At 27.5% G+C, this 15,623-nt stretch carries 20 protein-coding genes and 1 tRNA gene; 1 reads left to right on the top strand and 20 read right to left on the bottom strand.

Annotated features, from left to right (window positions below; genetic code table 11):
• From J7M87_RS12345 to J7M87_RS12320, 6 genes are all read right to left on the bottom strand, one after another.
• Positions 1–330: LysR family transcriptional regulator (locus J7M87_RS12345; RefSeq protein ID WP_291651346.1), on the bottom strand; the 330-nt coding region annotated here is incomplete at its 3' end.
• A gap of 62 nt (positions 331–392) precedes the next feature.
• Positions 393–680 (bottom strand): hypothetical protein, encoded by a 288-nt coding sequence (locus J7M87_RS12340; protein ID WP_291651345.1) that lies wholly within the window; start codon positions 678–680, stop codon positions 393–395.
• Between the two features lie 128 nt (positions 681–808).
• Positions 809–2,242, bottom strand: a complete 1,434-nt coding sequence (locus tag J7M87_RS12335; RefSeq protein ID WP_291651344.1) for an amino acid permease — start codon at positions 2,240–2,242, stop codon at positions 809–811.
• Positions 2,243–3,084: 842 nt separating this feature from the next.
• Positions 3,085–4,401, bottom strand: coding sequence for an NCS2 family permease (locus J7M87_RS12330; RefSeq protein WP_291651343.1), 1,317 nt, complete (start codon positions 4,399–4,401; stop codon positions 3,085–3,087).
• Positions 4,402–4,774: 373 nt separating this feature from the next.
• Positions 4,775–5,773: a GGGtGRT protein gene (locus tag J7M87_RS12325; protein ID WP_291651342.1), complete on the bottom strand. Its 999-nt coding sequence runs from the start codon at positions 5,771–5,773 to the stop codon at positions 4,775–4,777.
• A 20-nt stretch (positions 5,774–5,793) separates the two neighbouring features.
• Positions 5,794–6,486, bottom strand: a complete 693-nt coding sequence (locus J7M87_RS12320; RefSeq protein ID WP_066894354.1) for an iron-sulfur cluster assembly scaffold protein — start codon at positions 6,484–6,486, stop codon at positions 5,794–5,796.
• A gap of 244 nt (positions 6,487–6,730) precedes the next feature.
• On the opposite strand from J7M87_RS12320, the gene J7M87_RS12315 reads away from it, so the two are divergent.
• Positions 6,731–6,814: transfer RNA gene (locus tag J7M87_RS12315), tRNA-Leu, on the top strand.
• A gap of 159 nt (positions 6,815–6,973) precedes the next feature.
• On the opposite strand, the gene J7M87_RS12310 is transcribed toward J7M87_RS12315, so the two are convergent.
• From J7M87_RS12310 to J7M87_RS12245, 14 genes are all read right to left on the bottom strand, one after another.
• Positions 6,974–7,645 (bottom strand): hypothetical protein, encoded by a 672-nt coding sequence (locus tag J7M87_RS12310; protein ID WP_291651341.1) that lies wholly within the window; start codon positions 7,643–7,645, stop codon positions 6,974–6,976.
• 12 nt (positions 7,646–7,657) lie between these two features.
• Positions 7,658–7,813, bottom strand: coding sequence for a hypothetical protein (locus J7M87_RS12305; RefSeq protein ID WP_291651340.1), 156 nt, complete (start codon positions 7,811–7,813; stop codon positions 7,658–7,660).
• A gap of 412 nt (positions 7,814–8,225) precedes the next feature.
• A complete protein-coding gene (locus J7M87_RS12300) occupies positions 8,226–8,810 on the bottom strand; it encodes a hypothetical protein (RefSeq protein WP_291651339.1) in 585 nt (194 codons plus the stop codon).
• A 175-nt stretch (positions 8,811–8,985) separates the two neighbouring features.
• Positions 8,986–9,594 (bottom strand): recombinase family protein, encoded by a 609-nt coding sequence (locus J7M87_RS12295; protein ID WP_291651338.1) that lies wholly within the window; start codon positions 9,592–9,594, stop codon positions 8,986–8,988.
• Between the two features lie 532 nt (positions 9,595–10,126).
• Complete coding sequence (locus J7M87_RS12290) at positions 10,127–10,669, bottom strand: tyrosine-type recombinase/integrase (RefSeq protein ID WP_291651337.1); 543 nt, start codon at positions 10,667–10,669, stop codon at positions 10,127–10,129.
• An 82-nt stretch (positions 10,670–10,751) separates the two neighbouring features.
• Entirely contained in the window at positions 10,752–10,940 is a 189-nt protein-coding gene (locus J7M87_RS12285; protein ID WP_291651336.1) for a hypothetical protein, read from the bottom strand.
• Between the two features lie 12 nt (positions 10,941–10,952).
• Complete coding sequence (locus J7M87_RS12280) at positions 10,953–11,648, bottom strand: hypothetical protein (protein ID WP_291651335.1); 696 nt, start codon at positions 11,646–11,648, stop codon at positions 10,953–10,955.
• A 1-nt stretch (position 11,649) separates the two neighbouring features.
• Positions 11,650–12,375, bottom strand: coding sequence for a hypothetical protein (locus J7M87_RS12275; protein ID WP_291651334.1), 726 nt, complete (start codon positions 12,373–12,375; stop codon positions 11,650–11,652).
• On the bottom strand, positions 12,368–12,541 hold the full coding sequence (locus J7M87_RS12270; RefSeq protein WP_291651333.1) for a hypothetical protein: 174 nt from the start codon (positions 12,539–12,541) through the stop codon (positions 12,368–12,370). The genes J7M87_RS12275 and J7M87_RS12270 overlap by 8 nt, the downstream gene beginning before the upstream one ends.
• 179 nt (positions 12,542–12,720) lie before the next feature.
• Positions 12,721–13,635: a hypothetical protein gene (locus J7M87_RS12265; RefSeq protein WP_291651332.1), complete on the bottom strand. Its 915-nt coding sequence runs from the start codon at positions 13,633–13,635 to the stop codon at positions 12,721–12,723.
• Between the two features lie 46 nt (positions 13,636–13,681).
• Positions 13,682–13,825: a hypothetical protein gene (locus J7M87_RS12260; protein ID WP_291651331.1), complete on the bottom strand. Its 144-nt coding sequence runs from the start codon at positions 13,823–13,825 to the stop codon at positions 13,682–13,684.
• A 3-nt stretch (positions 13,826–13,828) separates the two neighbouring features.
• A complete protein-coding gene (locus J7M87_RS12255) occupies positions 13,829–14,041 on the bottom strand; it encodes a hypothetical protein (protein WP_291651330.1) in 213 nt (70 codons plus the stop codon).
• An 88-nt stretch (positions 14,042–14,129) separates the two neighbouring features.
• The gene (locus J7M87_RS12250) at positions 14,130–14,309 is read right to left on the bottom strand and encodes a hypothetical protein (protein ID WP_291651329.1); all 180 of its coding nucleotides are present in this window, start codon (positions 14,307–14,309) and stop codon (positions 14,130–14,132) included.
• Positions 14,310–14,312: 3 nt separating this feature from the next.
• Positions 14,313–15,623 carry a DnaB-like helicase C-terminal domain-containing protein gene (locus J7M87_RS12245; protein WP_291651328.1) on the bottom strand — a complete coding sequence of 437 codons (1,311 nt, stop codon included), beginning with the start codon at positions 15,621–15,623 and terminating at the stop codon, positions 14,313–14,315.

The following is a 15,623-nucleotide window of genomic DNA, read 5'->3' as shown; positions in this document are numbered from 1 at the left end:
TATTATTTCTGGAAGTATATATATCCCTATCGTTGTACTTGCTCCAATAACAATTTTACCTTTTTTATTATCTGTAAATTCTCTTAAGCTTTTTATTCCTTCATCATATAAATTAAGCATTCTCCTTGTGTAATTTAAAAAAACTTCTCCTTCATGAGTTAAAAATAGTTTTTTACCTATTCTATCAAATAACTTTACACCAAGTTCAGCTTCCAATTCATTTATACTTTGACTAATTGAAGGCTGGCTGATATACATTTCCTTTGCCACTTTTGTCATATTTAAATGTCTAGCAGTTTCATAAAATATCTTAAGCTTTCTAAAATTCACAGTCTGTCCCCACCCTTACTTATAAATATAAGAACTCAGCAATCGCTGAGTTCCATAATTAATTATTTATTTAAATCTTCATATTCTACATCAATTACTTCTCCAACAGAATCATCAATACTATTTGAATAATCATTATTAAAGTTCGATTTAGTTTCGTAGCTATAACTATCACTAGTTGTGCTCTTACCTCTTTTACTATCAAAGTATCCTTTTACCTTAAATACAATATATAAAATTACTATAAAAGGTAATATCCATACTAAAAGTTGAATAGCTAAAGCTGCAACTAATCCAATTATTAACACTCCACCCACTAAGTATAATCCTGTTTTTAATCCACTGCTCATAATAAACCTACCTTTTTATTTTATATTGTTAGTTTCTGCTACAATAAAGGTATTATACCATAAGAAAAAAAATTTTTCAATAAAAGATATTTTTTATTTCTTTAAAAGGTTTATAATAACTCTTATTATTATTTTGATGTAGATTTATCTTTCTTTGCAATTTTTGGTAAAATAACTCCTAGCCCTAATAATACAACTATTGTAATTATAGTAAGAGATATTTGGAACCACCATTCACCTGAATATGTTTCAACACCTTTTGGGAACATACCCATTAAACAAGCAAAAGCAGTGAATATAAAGCACCAAATCCCAAAGCCTAAAGCTACTTTATTATTCTTTACAAATTTATAATCTGAATTAAACTTATCTGATAGTTTCTTAAGCATTATAAATGCTAAGAATACCCATAAATATCTTAATGGCATTACTACTGAATTTAGTTTTAATAACCAATCAAATAATGCGTTCATATCCCCAATTCCTAAAGCTGGAACCATAATTAATATACCAACTAATATTGCAGTCATAGCATATCCATTTATAGGAGCACCGTATTTATTAGTTTTAGTTAATTTTCTTGGTATATAATTTTCATCAGCATCACCAATTAAAACCTTAAGTGGTGCATCTATTGAAAATACTAATGCTGATATTTGTGCAAGCATATTTGCTATTGCATAAATTATTAAGAATAAATTACCTAATCCATAATATTCACCTAACATCTTAAATGCATAGTATTGACCATTCATCATAAGATCTTTAGGAATATTATTAGCATCAAACATCATACCCATAGCCATTGATCCAAGTAAAGCTGAAATAGCAACCATAGCAGCTAGTGCTATCATTCCTCTTGGAAATTCCTTACTAGGCTTACTCATATTATTTACATATGGAGATATTTTTTCTGCACCTCCAACTGCAAACACTAGCATTGATAATGTTGTAAAATATGTAAAATCAAAATTAGGTATAATTGACTTTAATGTTATATTTGTAGTAGCAATTTCTACTCCTCTTATAGCTGGTGCTGCTACCATTAATAATATGTATAGCATAGACATAACAAACACTGAAGTACCTGCAATAGTACCAATTTTCTTTAGAGATGTAATTCCTCTAGATGCTACCCATAAGAATACTAAAAATACAACTAATGTTAGACTTTGTGCTAAAAGCGTGTTCATATTGCTTATAAAAGTCCCATCTTGTTTTACAGCCCATCCAAGTGCTATTAAAACAGCCTGAGGCTTTTGAGCTAAGTAAGGTACATGTACTACCCAATAAGTCCATCCTGCAAAATATGCTAAGGTTGGTCCCATAGTTTTTCTAATCCATGTACTTACTCCTCCTTTCCCATCTTTAAAAGTTGATCCTAATTCACCAACCATTAAGGCATAAGGAACAAAATATAAACCTATTATTAAAATCCATGATACAACTACAGTTAATCCTTGATTTGCAAAGTTATTTACTACATTTCCAAATCCCCAAACTGATACAAATGCCATTAATGCCAGGTTGTACCACCTAATTTTTTTAGCGTCTTCTCCCATAACGCGCCTCCTTAAACTCTTAAGTATTAAATAATTAATTCATATTTATTTTATCAACACCAATATATTCCGACAATAATAAATATTTTATTAATTTACATATTTTTATTATATTAGTATTTTTTTAATATTTTATTGATAATATTAAATATTTTGTTAATCATTCATAATATACTCTTATATTTCCCTAAAAATTCTTATTATATTAAAAAATACATAAATAGAAGTTTAATATTAATATTAAACTTCTATTTATTATGTTACTAATTAATATTTCTTTATACCTATAATAAAATTAATAAAAACTATGATTCTCACTCATAGGTCTTTCTATATGCTTCAAAGCCATTAGTTTGCTCTTGTGTATTTACTTCTTTTTAAGGATAAGGATTCCATGGCTCAACTGATGCTTTATTAGTTTTCAGAAACCCTAGTTCACCAAAGAAAATTGGTTTATTCCACTTATCATAAAAGTTTTTAACTTACTCCTTAATTTCTTGCTTTCTATTATATCTTTGAGAGGAAACTAAAGCTTTCGTAATATTATCAACAGTATTTATATCATTATCGGTTAATTCAAAATATGAAGCAAGATTTGCTGATTTTATTTTTTCACTAAATTTACTATTTAATATCTTTCTTTCTCTTTCTTTTTTAAAACCTTTCTTTCTCTACATGATTCTCTCCCACAATATATGTGTTTAATTTAATTATTAAATAATACACCATTATTTTATTAACTTACAATTTTTATCAATTTAATTTTAACTAATAAAAAGCTTAGAAATACATTAATTATTCCTAAGCTTCTTCTATATCCTTCTATTAATTATAATATAAATTTATATTATAAATTTTAAAACAAATACAATCCCTACTATTATTGTTGATATAGTAATATCCTTATATTTTCCAGTAAATAATTTAATTATTATGTAAGATAAAACACCAAATACCATTCCATCTGAAATACTATAAGCTAGTGGCATCATTATAATAGTTAAAAATGCAGGTAATGCTTCTGTCCAGTCTTCTAAATCTATTTCTTTTATTGGTTCTAACATAAATAAACCTACTAAAACTAAAGCACAACATGTTACAGCTGGTGTAATAACTCCAAATAACGGTGCAAAGAACAATGCTAATGTAAACATTATCGCCGTTGAAACTGCTGTTAATCCAGTTCTTCCACCTTCAGCAACTCCTGATGCACTTTCAACAAATGTACTTACAGTACTAGTTCCTAAGCAAGCTCCTAATGTAGTTCCAACTGCATCTGCAAAAAGTGCTTTTTTGATATTTGGAACTTTTCCTTCACTATCTAACATTTTTGCTTTTGTAGCAACTCCAACTAATGTACCGATTGTATCGAACATATCCATAAATAATAATGTAAATAATACTATTAACATATCTATAGAAAATACATTGTGCCACTCAAAGTTCATAAACACAGAGCTAATTGAAGGAGGTGCACTTATTATTGCATCTGGTAAATTTGTAATTCCCATTGGAATTCCTATAATTGCTGTTATTATCATACCTATAAATAAAGCACCTTTACCACTTCTAGCCATTAATATACCTGTTATAACTATACCTATAATTGCTAATAAAGCTGGTCCTTTTGTTATATCTCCAAGTGCAACTAATGTACCTTCAGTATTAACAATAACACCTGCTCCTTCTAAACCTATAAGTGCTATAAATAATCCTATTCCTACTGAAATTGCTTTTTTAATATTTGTTGGTATAGAATCAACTATAGCTTCACGAACATTGAATGCAGTAAGTAAAATAAATATTAACCCTTCTAAAAATACAGCTGTTAAAGCAAATTGAAATGAATACCCCATTCCAATAACTACTGTAAATGCAAAGAATGCATTTAGTCCCATACCTGGAGCCTGAGCAAATGGAAGCTTTGCATATATTCCCATTATTAAAGTTGAAACAATAGCTGAAACTGCAGTTGCTGTGAATACAGCTCCACTATCCATTCCCGCTTGTGAAAGTATAGAAGGGTTAACAATTAATATATATGCCATTGTCATAAATGTAGTTATTCCTGCTAACATTTCTCTTTTAATATTAGATCCACTTTCAGTTATACCAAAATAACTATCTATAAATCTATTAGTTCTTGTTTCTTTCTTCATTTTATCCCTCTTTCGTATTATTTTATAAATCCATGAATTATAATACATCATTTTTAGACAAATTCCAAGTATTAAACGAATATTATTTTATTTTTTATAATTATTTTTTGTGATAATATTTACATCTCTATACTTTTATTACTTTTCTAGTGTTATAATTCGTAAATTAATAATACTATTTCATTAACAAGCTTATATAAACAAAAAAGAGCAACTAATAAAATAGTCACTCTCTTATCATTTGTCAACATGATGTCAACGTATATAAAATTCCGTTGACAATTCATTGACAAAATTAAACTTTTAGTTATTTTCAATAAATTTTAATATACGCTTTTATTTATTAAAAAACCATAAAACCCTTTATTTTGCTTTATTTCATTGCTTCTTCTATAGCAACAGCAACTGCAACAGTAGCTCCAACCATTGGGTTGTTACCCATTCCGATAAGTCCCATCATTTCAACGTGTGCTGGAACTGAAGAAGATCCTGCAAATTGAGCATCTGAGTGCATTCTTCCCATTGTATCTGTCATACCATATGAAGCTGGACCTGCTGCCATATTATCTGGGTGAAGAGTTCTTCCTGTACCACCACCTGATGCTACTGAGAAGTATTTCTTTCCTTGATCAACACATTCCTTTTTGTATGTTCCAGCAACTGGATGTTGGAATCTTGTAGGGTTAGTTGAATTACCAGTGATTGATACGTCAACTCCCTCATGATGCATTATAGCAACACCTTCTCTAACATCATTTGCTCCATAACATTTAACTTTAGCTCTTGGTCCATTTGAATATGGAACTTCTCTAACTATTTCTAACTTACCTGTGTAGAAATCAAAGTTTGTTTCAACATAAGTAAATCCATTGATTCTTGATATAATATATGCAGCGTCTTTTCCTAAACCATTTAATATAACTCTTAATGGTTCTTTTCTTACTTTATTAGCTTTTTCAGCTATTTTTATAGCACCTTCTGCTGCTGCAAAGCTTTCGTGTCCTGCTAAGAAAGCAAAGCACTTAGTTTCTTCTCTTAAAAGCATAGCTCCTAAGTTACCATGTCCTAACCCAACTTTTCTATCATCTGCAACTGAACCTGGAATACAAAAAGCTTGTAAGCCTTCTCCGATAGCTTCAGCAGCATCTGCAGCTTTTACACATCCTTTTTTAATAGCTATTGCAGCACCTAGAGTATAAGCCCACATAGCATTCTCAAAAGCGATTGGCTGAGTAGATTTTACGATATCATAAACATCTATACCCTTTTCGTCGCAAACTGTTTTAGCATCTTCTATTTTAGTCATTCCGTATTTTTCTAATACAGGAGTGATTTGATTAATTCTTCTTTCATAACTTTCAAATAATGGCATAATACTTTTCCCCCTTCAAACTATTCGTGTCTTGGATCAATAACTTTTACAGCTTCGTCAAATCTACCATATTGTCCTGTAGCTTTTTCCATAGCTTCATTAGCATCCATTCCCTTAGCAACCATTTCCATCATCTTTCCTAAGTGAACGAATCTATATCCAATAATCTCATTGTTTGCATCTAAAGCAATCTTAGTTACATAACCTTCTGCCATTTCTAGGTATCTTGATCCCTTTGCAACTGTTCCGTACATAGTACCAACTTGTGATCTAAGCCCCTTTCCTAAATCTTCAAGTCCAGCTCCTATAGGTAGTCCACCTTCTGAAAAAGCAGTTTGGCTTCTTCCATAAACTATTTGAAGGAATAATTCTCTCATTGCTGTATTAATAGCATCACAAACTAAATCTGTATTTAATGCCTCTAATATAGTCTTTCCTGGTAATATTTCTGAAGCCATAGCAGCTGAATGAGTCATACCTGAACATCCAATTGTTTCAACTAATGCTTCTTCAATTATTCCATCTTTAACATTTAAAGTTAATTTACAAGCTCCTTGTTGAGGTGCACACCAACCCACTCCGTGAGTTAATCCTGAAATGTCTTTAACCTCTTTAGCTTGTACCCATCTTCCTTCAACAGGAATTGGTGCAGGTCCGTGATTTGGTCCCTTAGCAACAACGCACATTTCTTCCACTTCTCTTGAATACATCATATTATATCTCCTCCCTAATTATAGATTGCTATAGTCCTTTTGGCTTATTAATACCTTTTAAATATGTAGACTACAAGTAATCGGGACAAATCCCATCCCACCATGGGCAAATTTATCCTACATCTATAATAACAGATGTCCAAATCTCAAACAACATAATCTTACAAAAATTTTCCCTTTTGTTCCATAAAATTTTACTACTTGCTATTTTAATCCTATTCTGATATAATAGTTTTTGCAACCAGTCGGCATGGCGGAACTGGCAGACGCACATGACTCAAAATCATGCGGTTTTACCGTGAGGGTTCGATTCCCTCTGCCGGCACCAATAATTATAAGAAATGGCTTTATCACTAGGTTTAAATATCTTTTGATAAAGTCATTTTTATTTTTTGTTACACTATTTGTTACAACTAAAAAGAGAACTCTATTTCTAGAATTCTCTTTAATACTTAATATAACTATTCATATTTATATAATTCCATTACTAAGTATATTTTTGTGAGTTATTTAATATCTTGCAAAGTAATTTACTATCTTCGCTATACCTAGCTTCAATTCTACTTATATTAGCGACTTTTATAAATGCTAAATTATTCACCTTACATTTAATATCTAATGTACTATCATAAATAGTACTCTTATCATATTTATAAACTTCATATTGGTTTATAATTATATATCCATCTTCATATTTTTCTTTTACATCAAAGCCTACAATAGCACCATAATAAACTAATTTATCATCTTTCAAGTATATCTTAACCCATAATCCTTTTTTATCATTGAAATATTCTTCAAAAATATTATTATTGATTGTTCTAGTTATATTTAATTTATTTAATATTTTCCCAGAAAACCAATCTGATAAAATTAATCTACTTCCTACGTATCCCAATATACCACTTAATAATAATATACTTACGATAACTTCTGGTAACTCAATAACTACTTCATTAAAAAATAAGCCAAGTATAAATCTTACTATAGCCATTATTACATAACTACAAATTATGTATTCTACTATATTTTGAGTAAGTTTTTCATTCTTTTTATTTAGTACAAAATTAAAAACCCTAAAAAACAAATATCCTGGAACTATATATAAAAATAGCATTGGGATAATTTCAATGTATCCTTTTATATTATCTGGACTCATTATTATTCTCCGTTATTCTTTTCTTGGTGGTTTTGCGTAAGATGGCTGGCTTACTAATTTAGTTCCCTCATTAATACTTCTTTTTTCAAAATAACCAGTTGACTGTCTGTTGTTATTAGTAGATTGGTTATTAGAGCTTGTACTATTATTTTTAGGCGTAATTGGCATAATATCACCTCCTTATATTTACAATTTTATATTTATTTTTCCTATTAGTAAAGATTGATTATTTTATCCCTTTAAAATTACATTCTATTACTCTATACTAGTTCTTTAATCTTATGAGGAATCCTATCTATAAAGTTGTAAATCATATTTTTCAATAGTATTTCGTATAATCACTATTTAGCGAAATTACTTTAAAGCACCTATTTAAGCTATTCCTTTAAAATCAAACTTTCTAATTTTAGTTTAATATTAGTAAACTTTAATAAATAAAAATACTATTTCGCTATACTAACTACGAAATAGTATAATTTCGATATCTTATTATTAAATTCTAATATTATACTTTTATATAATAGAATTATTAAATATACTTTTTATTCCTTTTATTTAATACATACTATCACTTCTTTATTTACCAATACCTAGCATCTGGATAAAATGCTTCTATTAACTTAATTATAGGACTCCTTTTTAAATACTTTTTTAAATTCTCTATAGCAATTACCCCCATACTTATAAATATAGGGAGTGTCATAAATAATATCCCTATATTTAAATATAAATAGTATGTACAGTATATTAAAATTAACCATCCTCCTACTACTATTCCATAAGATGAATATGAGTATATTAATCTATAGTCTCCTAACACTGGGATTAATCGTATAAATGCAAAACATATTCCACAAATAATCATAGCTATTGCAAAGAATATAACAAAACTACTCCATGATGAAAAATATTCTTTAATTAAGTTATTATAAGTTTCAATCTCTTTTGGTAGATAAATAGTAGCAATATTAAAATCTTTATTTATTTTCGGATTTTCAACTAAAAACTCATAAATTGCATTTGTTCCCAAATAGTACAATTCTATCATCCACATTACTTGCAGTATTGTGTATAAATTTAATTTCTTAGTTCCATTCTTAAAATATTTTTTCATACTATTATTTACTGTTTCTTCTATAGTATCTCTAATATCATTTTCTTCCATTCATTCTCCCCCCTCCATACCATAATTATACAATAATAGACACCTATATTTCTATAAGTGTCTATCAATAAAATGTAACTCTATTATTTTAAATTTCCCATCTATTACTTTCAAACAGCTCCTTAGAATTATTAAAAAGCTTCTATATGATTGTTCTTGATAACCTTTATAAATACTATTTATTCTCATATAAAGCTATCCAACGATACAATGTTGCTCTTCCAACTCCTAATAACTTAGCCATTTCAACCTTAGTTATTTCTTTATTGGTCATTTTATCATAATACTTTTTGAAGTCTTTCGGTAGATCACTAACTTTCTTTTCTTCTCTACCAAACCATTTACCACTCTTAGTCGCAACTTCACCAGTATTGGATTTTATTTCTTTTAATCTTTCTATACTCTGTAATGTTCTTTCTTGGATAGTTTCTCTTTCCATTTCTGCTATTGCTCCAAATATACCTATCAATAACTTATAAGTTGTTGTACTGGTGTCGATACCTTCTTTTACTAAAATAACTCTAACACCTTTATTAATTAATTGTTCTACTATCTCAATTAAGTCTTTTAGATTCCTTCCTAATCTGCTGATACTTTCACAATAAAGAATATCCCCCTCTTTTAATTCATTAATCATTTTAATTAATTGTGGTCTTTCTTTATTCTTTCCAGTGCATTTATCTATATATTCCTTATCAAACTTAATATTTAATTTATCTAATTGATATTCTTGTCTTCCTACTTCTTGATTTAATGTACTTACTCTTAAATAACTTACTATCATTTTTAACCCTCGCTCTAATAATATTATAAGTTAATTATAATATGTATCATCAAACTATACAATCCTAATGATACATATTTATTAACGGTTTTAAGCCATTTATGAGGTGTTTTCTCTTTATTTCTTTAGGTATTGTTAAACGTTCGTTTTTTGATACATTTAATTGTTTATTTTTTACATTTTATTTCCCAAAGCTATAATAAAAGTTTTTGTCTAAATTTTCTCTGTCTAGCCCTGTATTTACTTGTGTTCCCGATTTTAGTTGAGTTAAACCGAAAAAAATTTGTATAAATTTCTTTCTAATTGATAATGCACTAAAATTATTACTTTTTATAAATTAAAATCTTTTTGCCAGCTAGCCTTGCATTTATAAGGGTTTCCTCTTACTTTTTTAATGTAAGTTTTATATAAACTATTGCATTCATTTTTATGCTTATAAATCCTTTATTTATCTTGCCTAATTAATATTTTATTTTCTACTCTGACACTCAATGCAAAATCTTGCATTAAAAAATTACATTCATTTATATTTTTAATCAAATTTTATATTCATTGTGGCTCTATTTATTTCCTCATCTGTAACACCAATATATTTCAATGTAGTTAATTGATTATCGTGGTTTAATGCTCCTTGTACTATACTTAAATCGTTATTTTCATATAAAGCATAAGCATATGTTTTTCTTAGTGAATGTGTTCCATAATTACCTTTTATCCTAGCTTTCTTTATAGCTGATTTTATTATTCTATATGCCTGTGTATAGCTTAAAGGTTTATTACTTCCATTTCTGCTTTTTATAATATATTCTTCTTCATTCTTGCCTTTTATATAAGCTTTTAGGCTTTTTCTAAGGTCATCATTTAACTGTATCCTCTTATATTTCTTAGTCTTTCCTTGCTGAATCTCTAAGGTATTACCATTTATATTTTTTACTTTTAATCTTAAAATATCTTCTATTCTTAATCCTGTATATATTCCTATTTTAAATAATATTACATTCCTTTCCTCTCCTTTTTTAAGTTCATTTATAACTTTTATTACATTATTTCTATTCTTAATTGGATCTACTCTCACCATAACCCCCTACCTTATATTATTGATAATGGAGTAACCAAATAAGTTACTCCATTATCGTTATAAATTATTAAATACTTTCTTATTTATTATTTACTTCAATTAAATTGATTAAATTTTCTCTTAACTGCTCTTTATCTTCTGATTCAGATTTCTCTATTATAAACTTTTCATATAAATATCCTAATTCGTAAGCCTCTACTCTCATTTTTCCTCTAGTGCTTGTTATATACTTAATTCTTTCTTCAATATATTGTTTTAGTTCATCCATAAATTTTCCCCTTTAAATAAAATCTTTTAAACTTACTTTTGTTATCTCATGCATATTTCTCTTTTCTACGTTAGCAAAAACAGTATTCCAAGGAATAAGTTTTGGCACCGGTGTTCCTGTTGAATCTATTTCCCCTACAAAGCTACACATATTGCTTGCGACTTGTCTTAATCCTACTACTTTCTTTATTTGAGTATCTAAGTTAATTGTTATATCATCTTTAACATCATAGTCTGGTAAATCTATTATTATCCTATTCCCATTTATAAGTCCCTTTCTACCCCTATATTCAATCTTTACAAGTCTAGTAATATTTTTATCTAAATAATTTTCCTTATAATAATCTAAAAGTTCTGAATCACTCATTACTTTTAATTCTTTCTCTATAAAATTCAATTCTAAAGGATCTGTTGTTGCTATTTGTGGAGCTATTTCATTAATATAATTTTCTTTTATCTCTTTCAAGTCTGATATTACCTTGTCCAATGTTGATACATTAAGGTTTTTTATTTCTACTTTAAGTGCTTCCTTCTGTTCTGAAGCAAATTGTAGTGAATATTTATTTTGAGTTTGATTGTAATGTATAACTCCATATCTAAATAACATTTTATCTGTTTCGGTAATCATATCATTGTAATTATTCAATGTAGAAATTACCTTGTTTTCAAAATAATTTTTTCTTTCTTCTGTTACTTCTCTTAATTTCATATTAAACTCCCTTATTATTTAATTTTGTATATAATTCTTTTAAATTATAAAAATCCATTTTCTCTAATTTATTAATATCTATTTTTTTCTTATTGGATATTTCTCTTATATAAAATCCTTTTATCTCTTCTAGCGCTCCCTTTGAATCAGAAGAATCCATTTCCTCCCACAGTAAATTTTCTAAAGTGGAGATATTAACTTTTTCATGATACTTTATTAATATTTTAATTTCTTCTTCATCATAGCTTTCTTGCTTTAAATATTTAATTCCAAACTCTTTACTTTTATCTATTTTTCTATTTTTATCTAAGAATCTAAGTAATATTAACTCTATTAACTCCTCTGGGGAATCTGCCCCATATTCTTCTGCCATTTCTTCAAGTTCTTTGTACATTTCTTTACCTATTGATATATTTTCATCATTCATCAAACTATCCGGATATGGATTAATGTATCTTTCATAATATCTATTTTCTGATAAATATTGAATTTCTTCCTCAATATCACAGTTTTTAAATATATATATGGATTCTTTATGTGACTCTTTGTGATACCACTTCTTTAGTTGCTTATCATACTTGTAACCATGTCGATATAATACTTCTCTTATTGTTTTCTCGTTTGAAAGGTATTCTTTTGATATGCTTGATATTTTACTTCCTTGTAACGCCTTTGAAATTATTTCAATTTCTTCTATCTCTTCAAATTTCTTAGCTCTTTTATTCATTATTTTTCTCACCTTCCATTATTAAATTTTTAGATTTATTTCCCCAATATCTTCGCCTATACTCTTTAATTTTTTCTTTATTTCTCTTCCGCCATTCCCTTTGATAAGCGTTTAATTTTTCTCTATTTTTCTCTCTATAATTTTTATAATACTCTTTCTCTGTCATCTTTTCCTCACATATAATTCATTTGGATATATCCTATATACCATTATAATATTTATTTTCTTTATTTTCTTTTTTTACCGTTCTGTACCCAACGGATATTTATATTTAATAAAAAACCACAAGATAATATTCAGCTTTTAGGCTTATATATTTTCTTGTGGTATTATATCCTTATATTTTTAAATGTTTTTCCTATATATTTTTTCTATCATTTTATTATCTTTATCAACTATACAATATACATTATTTTCAAGCCTTTTAACTCTATATGTTTTATTATCAAATATATTGTCTTTTTTTAATTCACTTATAAATTTACCTTGATAATCTATCACTAATTCTTTTATGCTTAATTCTTGTATTACCTTCTCTGTCGCAATAATATTCCCATTTGAATCAATAGTTACATTCACCATAGAATCTTGGAACATTTCTTCAAACTTATTGTCCATTTCTGCTCTTGTTTTAGGATTGTCATTAATAGCTTTCCACATATAGTCACTCATACAATTAAATAAAGGCATTTCCCAATTAGGACAATCTATAAAGTCTTTACTTCTTCCCTTTCTCCATCTATATTCCCCATGATGAATAATATAAGAATCTGTAATTGACCTTGTTCCTGTTTCTCTTTTTTTATACCACTCATCAATCTTTTTTATTTGCTCATATGATCCACCTATAAGTTGAACTATCTCTTTTTTATTAAAATATTTATCTAACATAGGTACATATAAATTAACTAATACATATCCTAATGAATTTAATTGATTATTATAATTTTCTATAAGATTATCTAGCTTGTTAATATATTCTTTGTATTGTCTTTCAGTATTTTTATCTATAAATTCTAATTCTAATACTTTACTTGCCTTTTTCTTTTCCTTGCGATAATTATCTAAATCCTTATATATATTCACAAGTTTAAATTTTAACTTTAAGAAATTATTACTAATAGCAATTCTATCATTTCCTTCTGCTACATTCTTATTTATTCTAACCCAACGATTAAAATCTTTTTTTGAAAAAAACTCTCTTAAACTCTCCATCTTTTCATCTATTATTTGCTCTTTACTTTTATATTTAACTATCATAATATTTCTCCTTCCACTTACAAAACTATACTAATCTTTTTATCTATTACTCTATTTCTACATAAACCCTATAATATCTACCAATTTTAATAGTCTCACTTATCTTCTTTATTTTAATTCCCTTAGATAAAACCTCTAATATCTTAAGCTTTTCTATTTCATTCTCATATCTAATTTGTATCTTTGCCATAGTCTACCCCCTAGTTAAATGCTTGTCTTTAATTAAATTATGTAGTGTTCTTCTCTTTTTCATTGGACTTAAATTAGAATTTATAAGACAATACTTAATACCTTCTCTCTTCTGATAGCAACCAGTAAAGCCTTTAATATCTTCTTTTATTTCTGAAACTATATGAACTACACCTTTATATTTAAATATTTTTTTATTATTTATTGAAACCTTCACTTGCCTAATTCCTCCTATTTACATTTAGGAGCTTATAGGATACACTTAAATTGCTGAATGAAAGGTATCCTATTGGATAGCTCCTTGCTTATAGATATTGGTAGTATCTATAAGCATTTTTTCTTTTTATACCTCTTTTTTTAACTCTTCTATTACTGGTCATAAGCTTACCAACTTCAATTTTAGTAGGCTTATCAGCTTGTACATACTTCTCGCCTATTATTAAGGCTTTATATATTAATTCTTCTGTCTTACCTATATTTATCACCTCTTAATTATCATCTTTCTTTATTCTAATAGCTTTTTCTTCATCTAATATTTGAGTGCCTTTATAATACCTAAACATTATTCCTATATTATTCTCTCCACTTCTATTTTTTCTTATAGTTGCTCTTATATAATCTTCTCTAGGCTCTCCTTCTTTTAAAGGTCTTATATCATCTTTTTGTTCTAAGAACATTACAACATTAGCGTCCTGCTCTAAATTAGCAGTTTCTTTCAAATCATTTAATTGTAAATCTCTCTTTTCATCTGCCTTTCTATTGCATTGAGCCAATAAAATTATATTTATTTTTAATTTCTTAGATAACATTCTTAGTTCTTCACTAATATAGTTATATAAAAGCCTATTATCCCTAAATGATTTATAGCTTTTTAATAAAGTAAAATAATCTACTATTATTCCATCTAGCCCATTTTTTCGTTTATATGATGTGCATATACTTACTAGATCTTCTATCTTTAAATTTTCTTTCTCTATTACATAACATTTGTTATTTGATAACTTACTAGGTCCATATAAAAGTCTATTAAAGGTTTCTCCTGTAACTCTTCCATTTTTTATATTTTTAAGTGGAACACTTGTTGTATTTGCTAATAATCTTTGCCCTAATTGCTCAAATGGCATTTCTAAAGAGAAATACAATATATTATTTCTTTCCGATAATCTCTTTGCTAATTCTAAAGAAAATGCAGTTTTCCCTACTCCCGGTCTAGCTCCTATAACTATATAACTCGGCTTTTCAAATCCATTTAATACGGCATCTAAATGCTTATATCCACTTTCCATACCTGTTATTTTTCCATTAGAGTTATAAGCCTCCTCTGTTATCTCTATGGCTTTCTCAACACATTCTGTAATAGATATAATAGGTATATCATCACTTGATTTAGTTTCTATATTTTTTATTAAGTCAGCCTTTACAATATCAAAGTTCTCTTCCTCTTCTAATCTAATTAAAGACTTTTGTATTAGCTCTTTAAAATTTCTTTTTTCATATAGTGAAATTATTTCTCTTTCAATACTTTCTATGGCTGACCTATACATACTATGTTCTAATAAATCACTAATATCAGAAGGTAACCATTTACTATTCTTGTTTTTAGATAACTCTTTAGTTACAGTTATGATATTTATATCTTTATTTTGACTTTTCAATCTCATCATAGTTTCAAACATTATTCCATTTTGGGTATTATGAAAATAATCTGTCTTTAATCTACTTTCATATAGCAAATTAGGGTTACTTATATAAATTCCTAAAGATTTTTCCTCTAAATCCTTGTCATAATAAGATTTCAT

Origin of the sequence: Clostridium sp., from assembly GCF_017888565.1 — a bacterium.
Classification (GTDB): Bacteria; Bacillota; Clostridia; order Clostridiales; family Clostridiaceae; genus Clostridium.
Note: the sequence above shows the minus strand (reverse complement) of the source record. Positions and strands in the feature narration are given on the sequence as shown.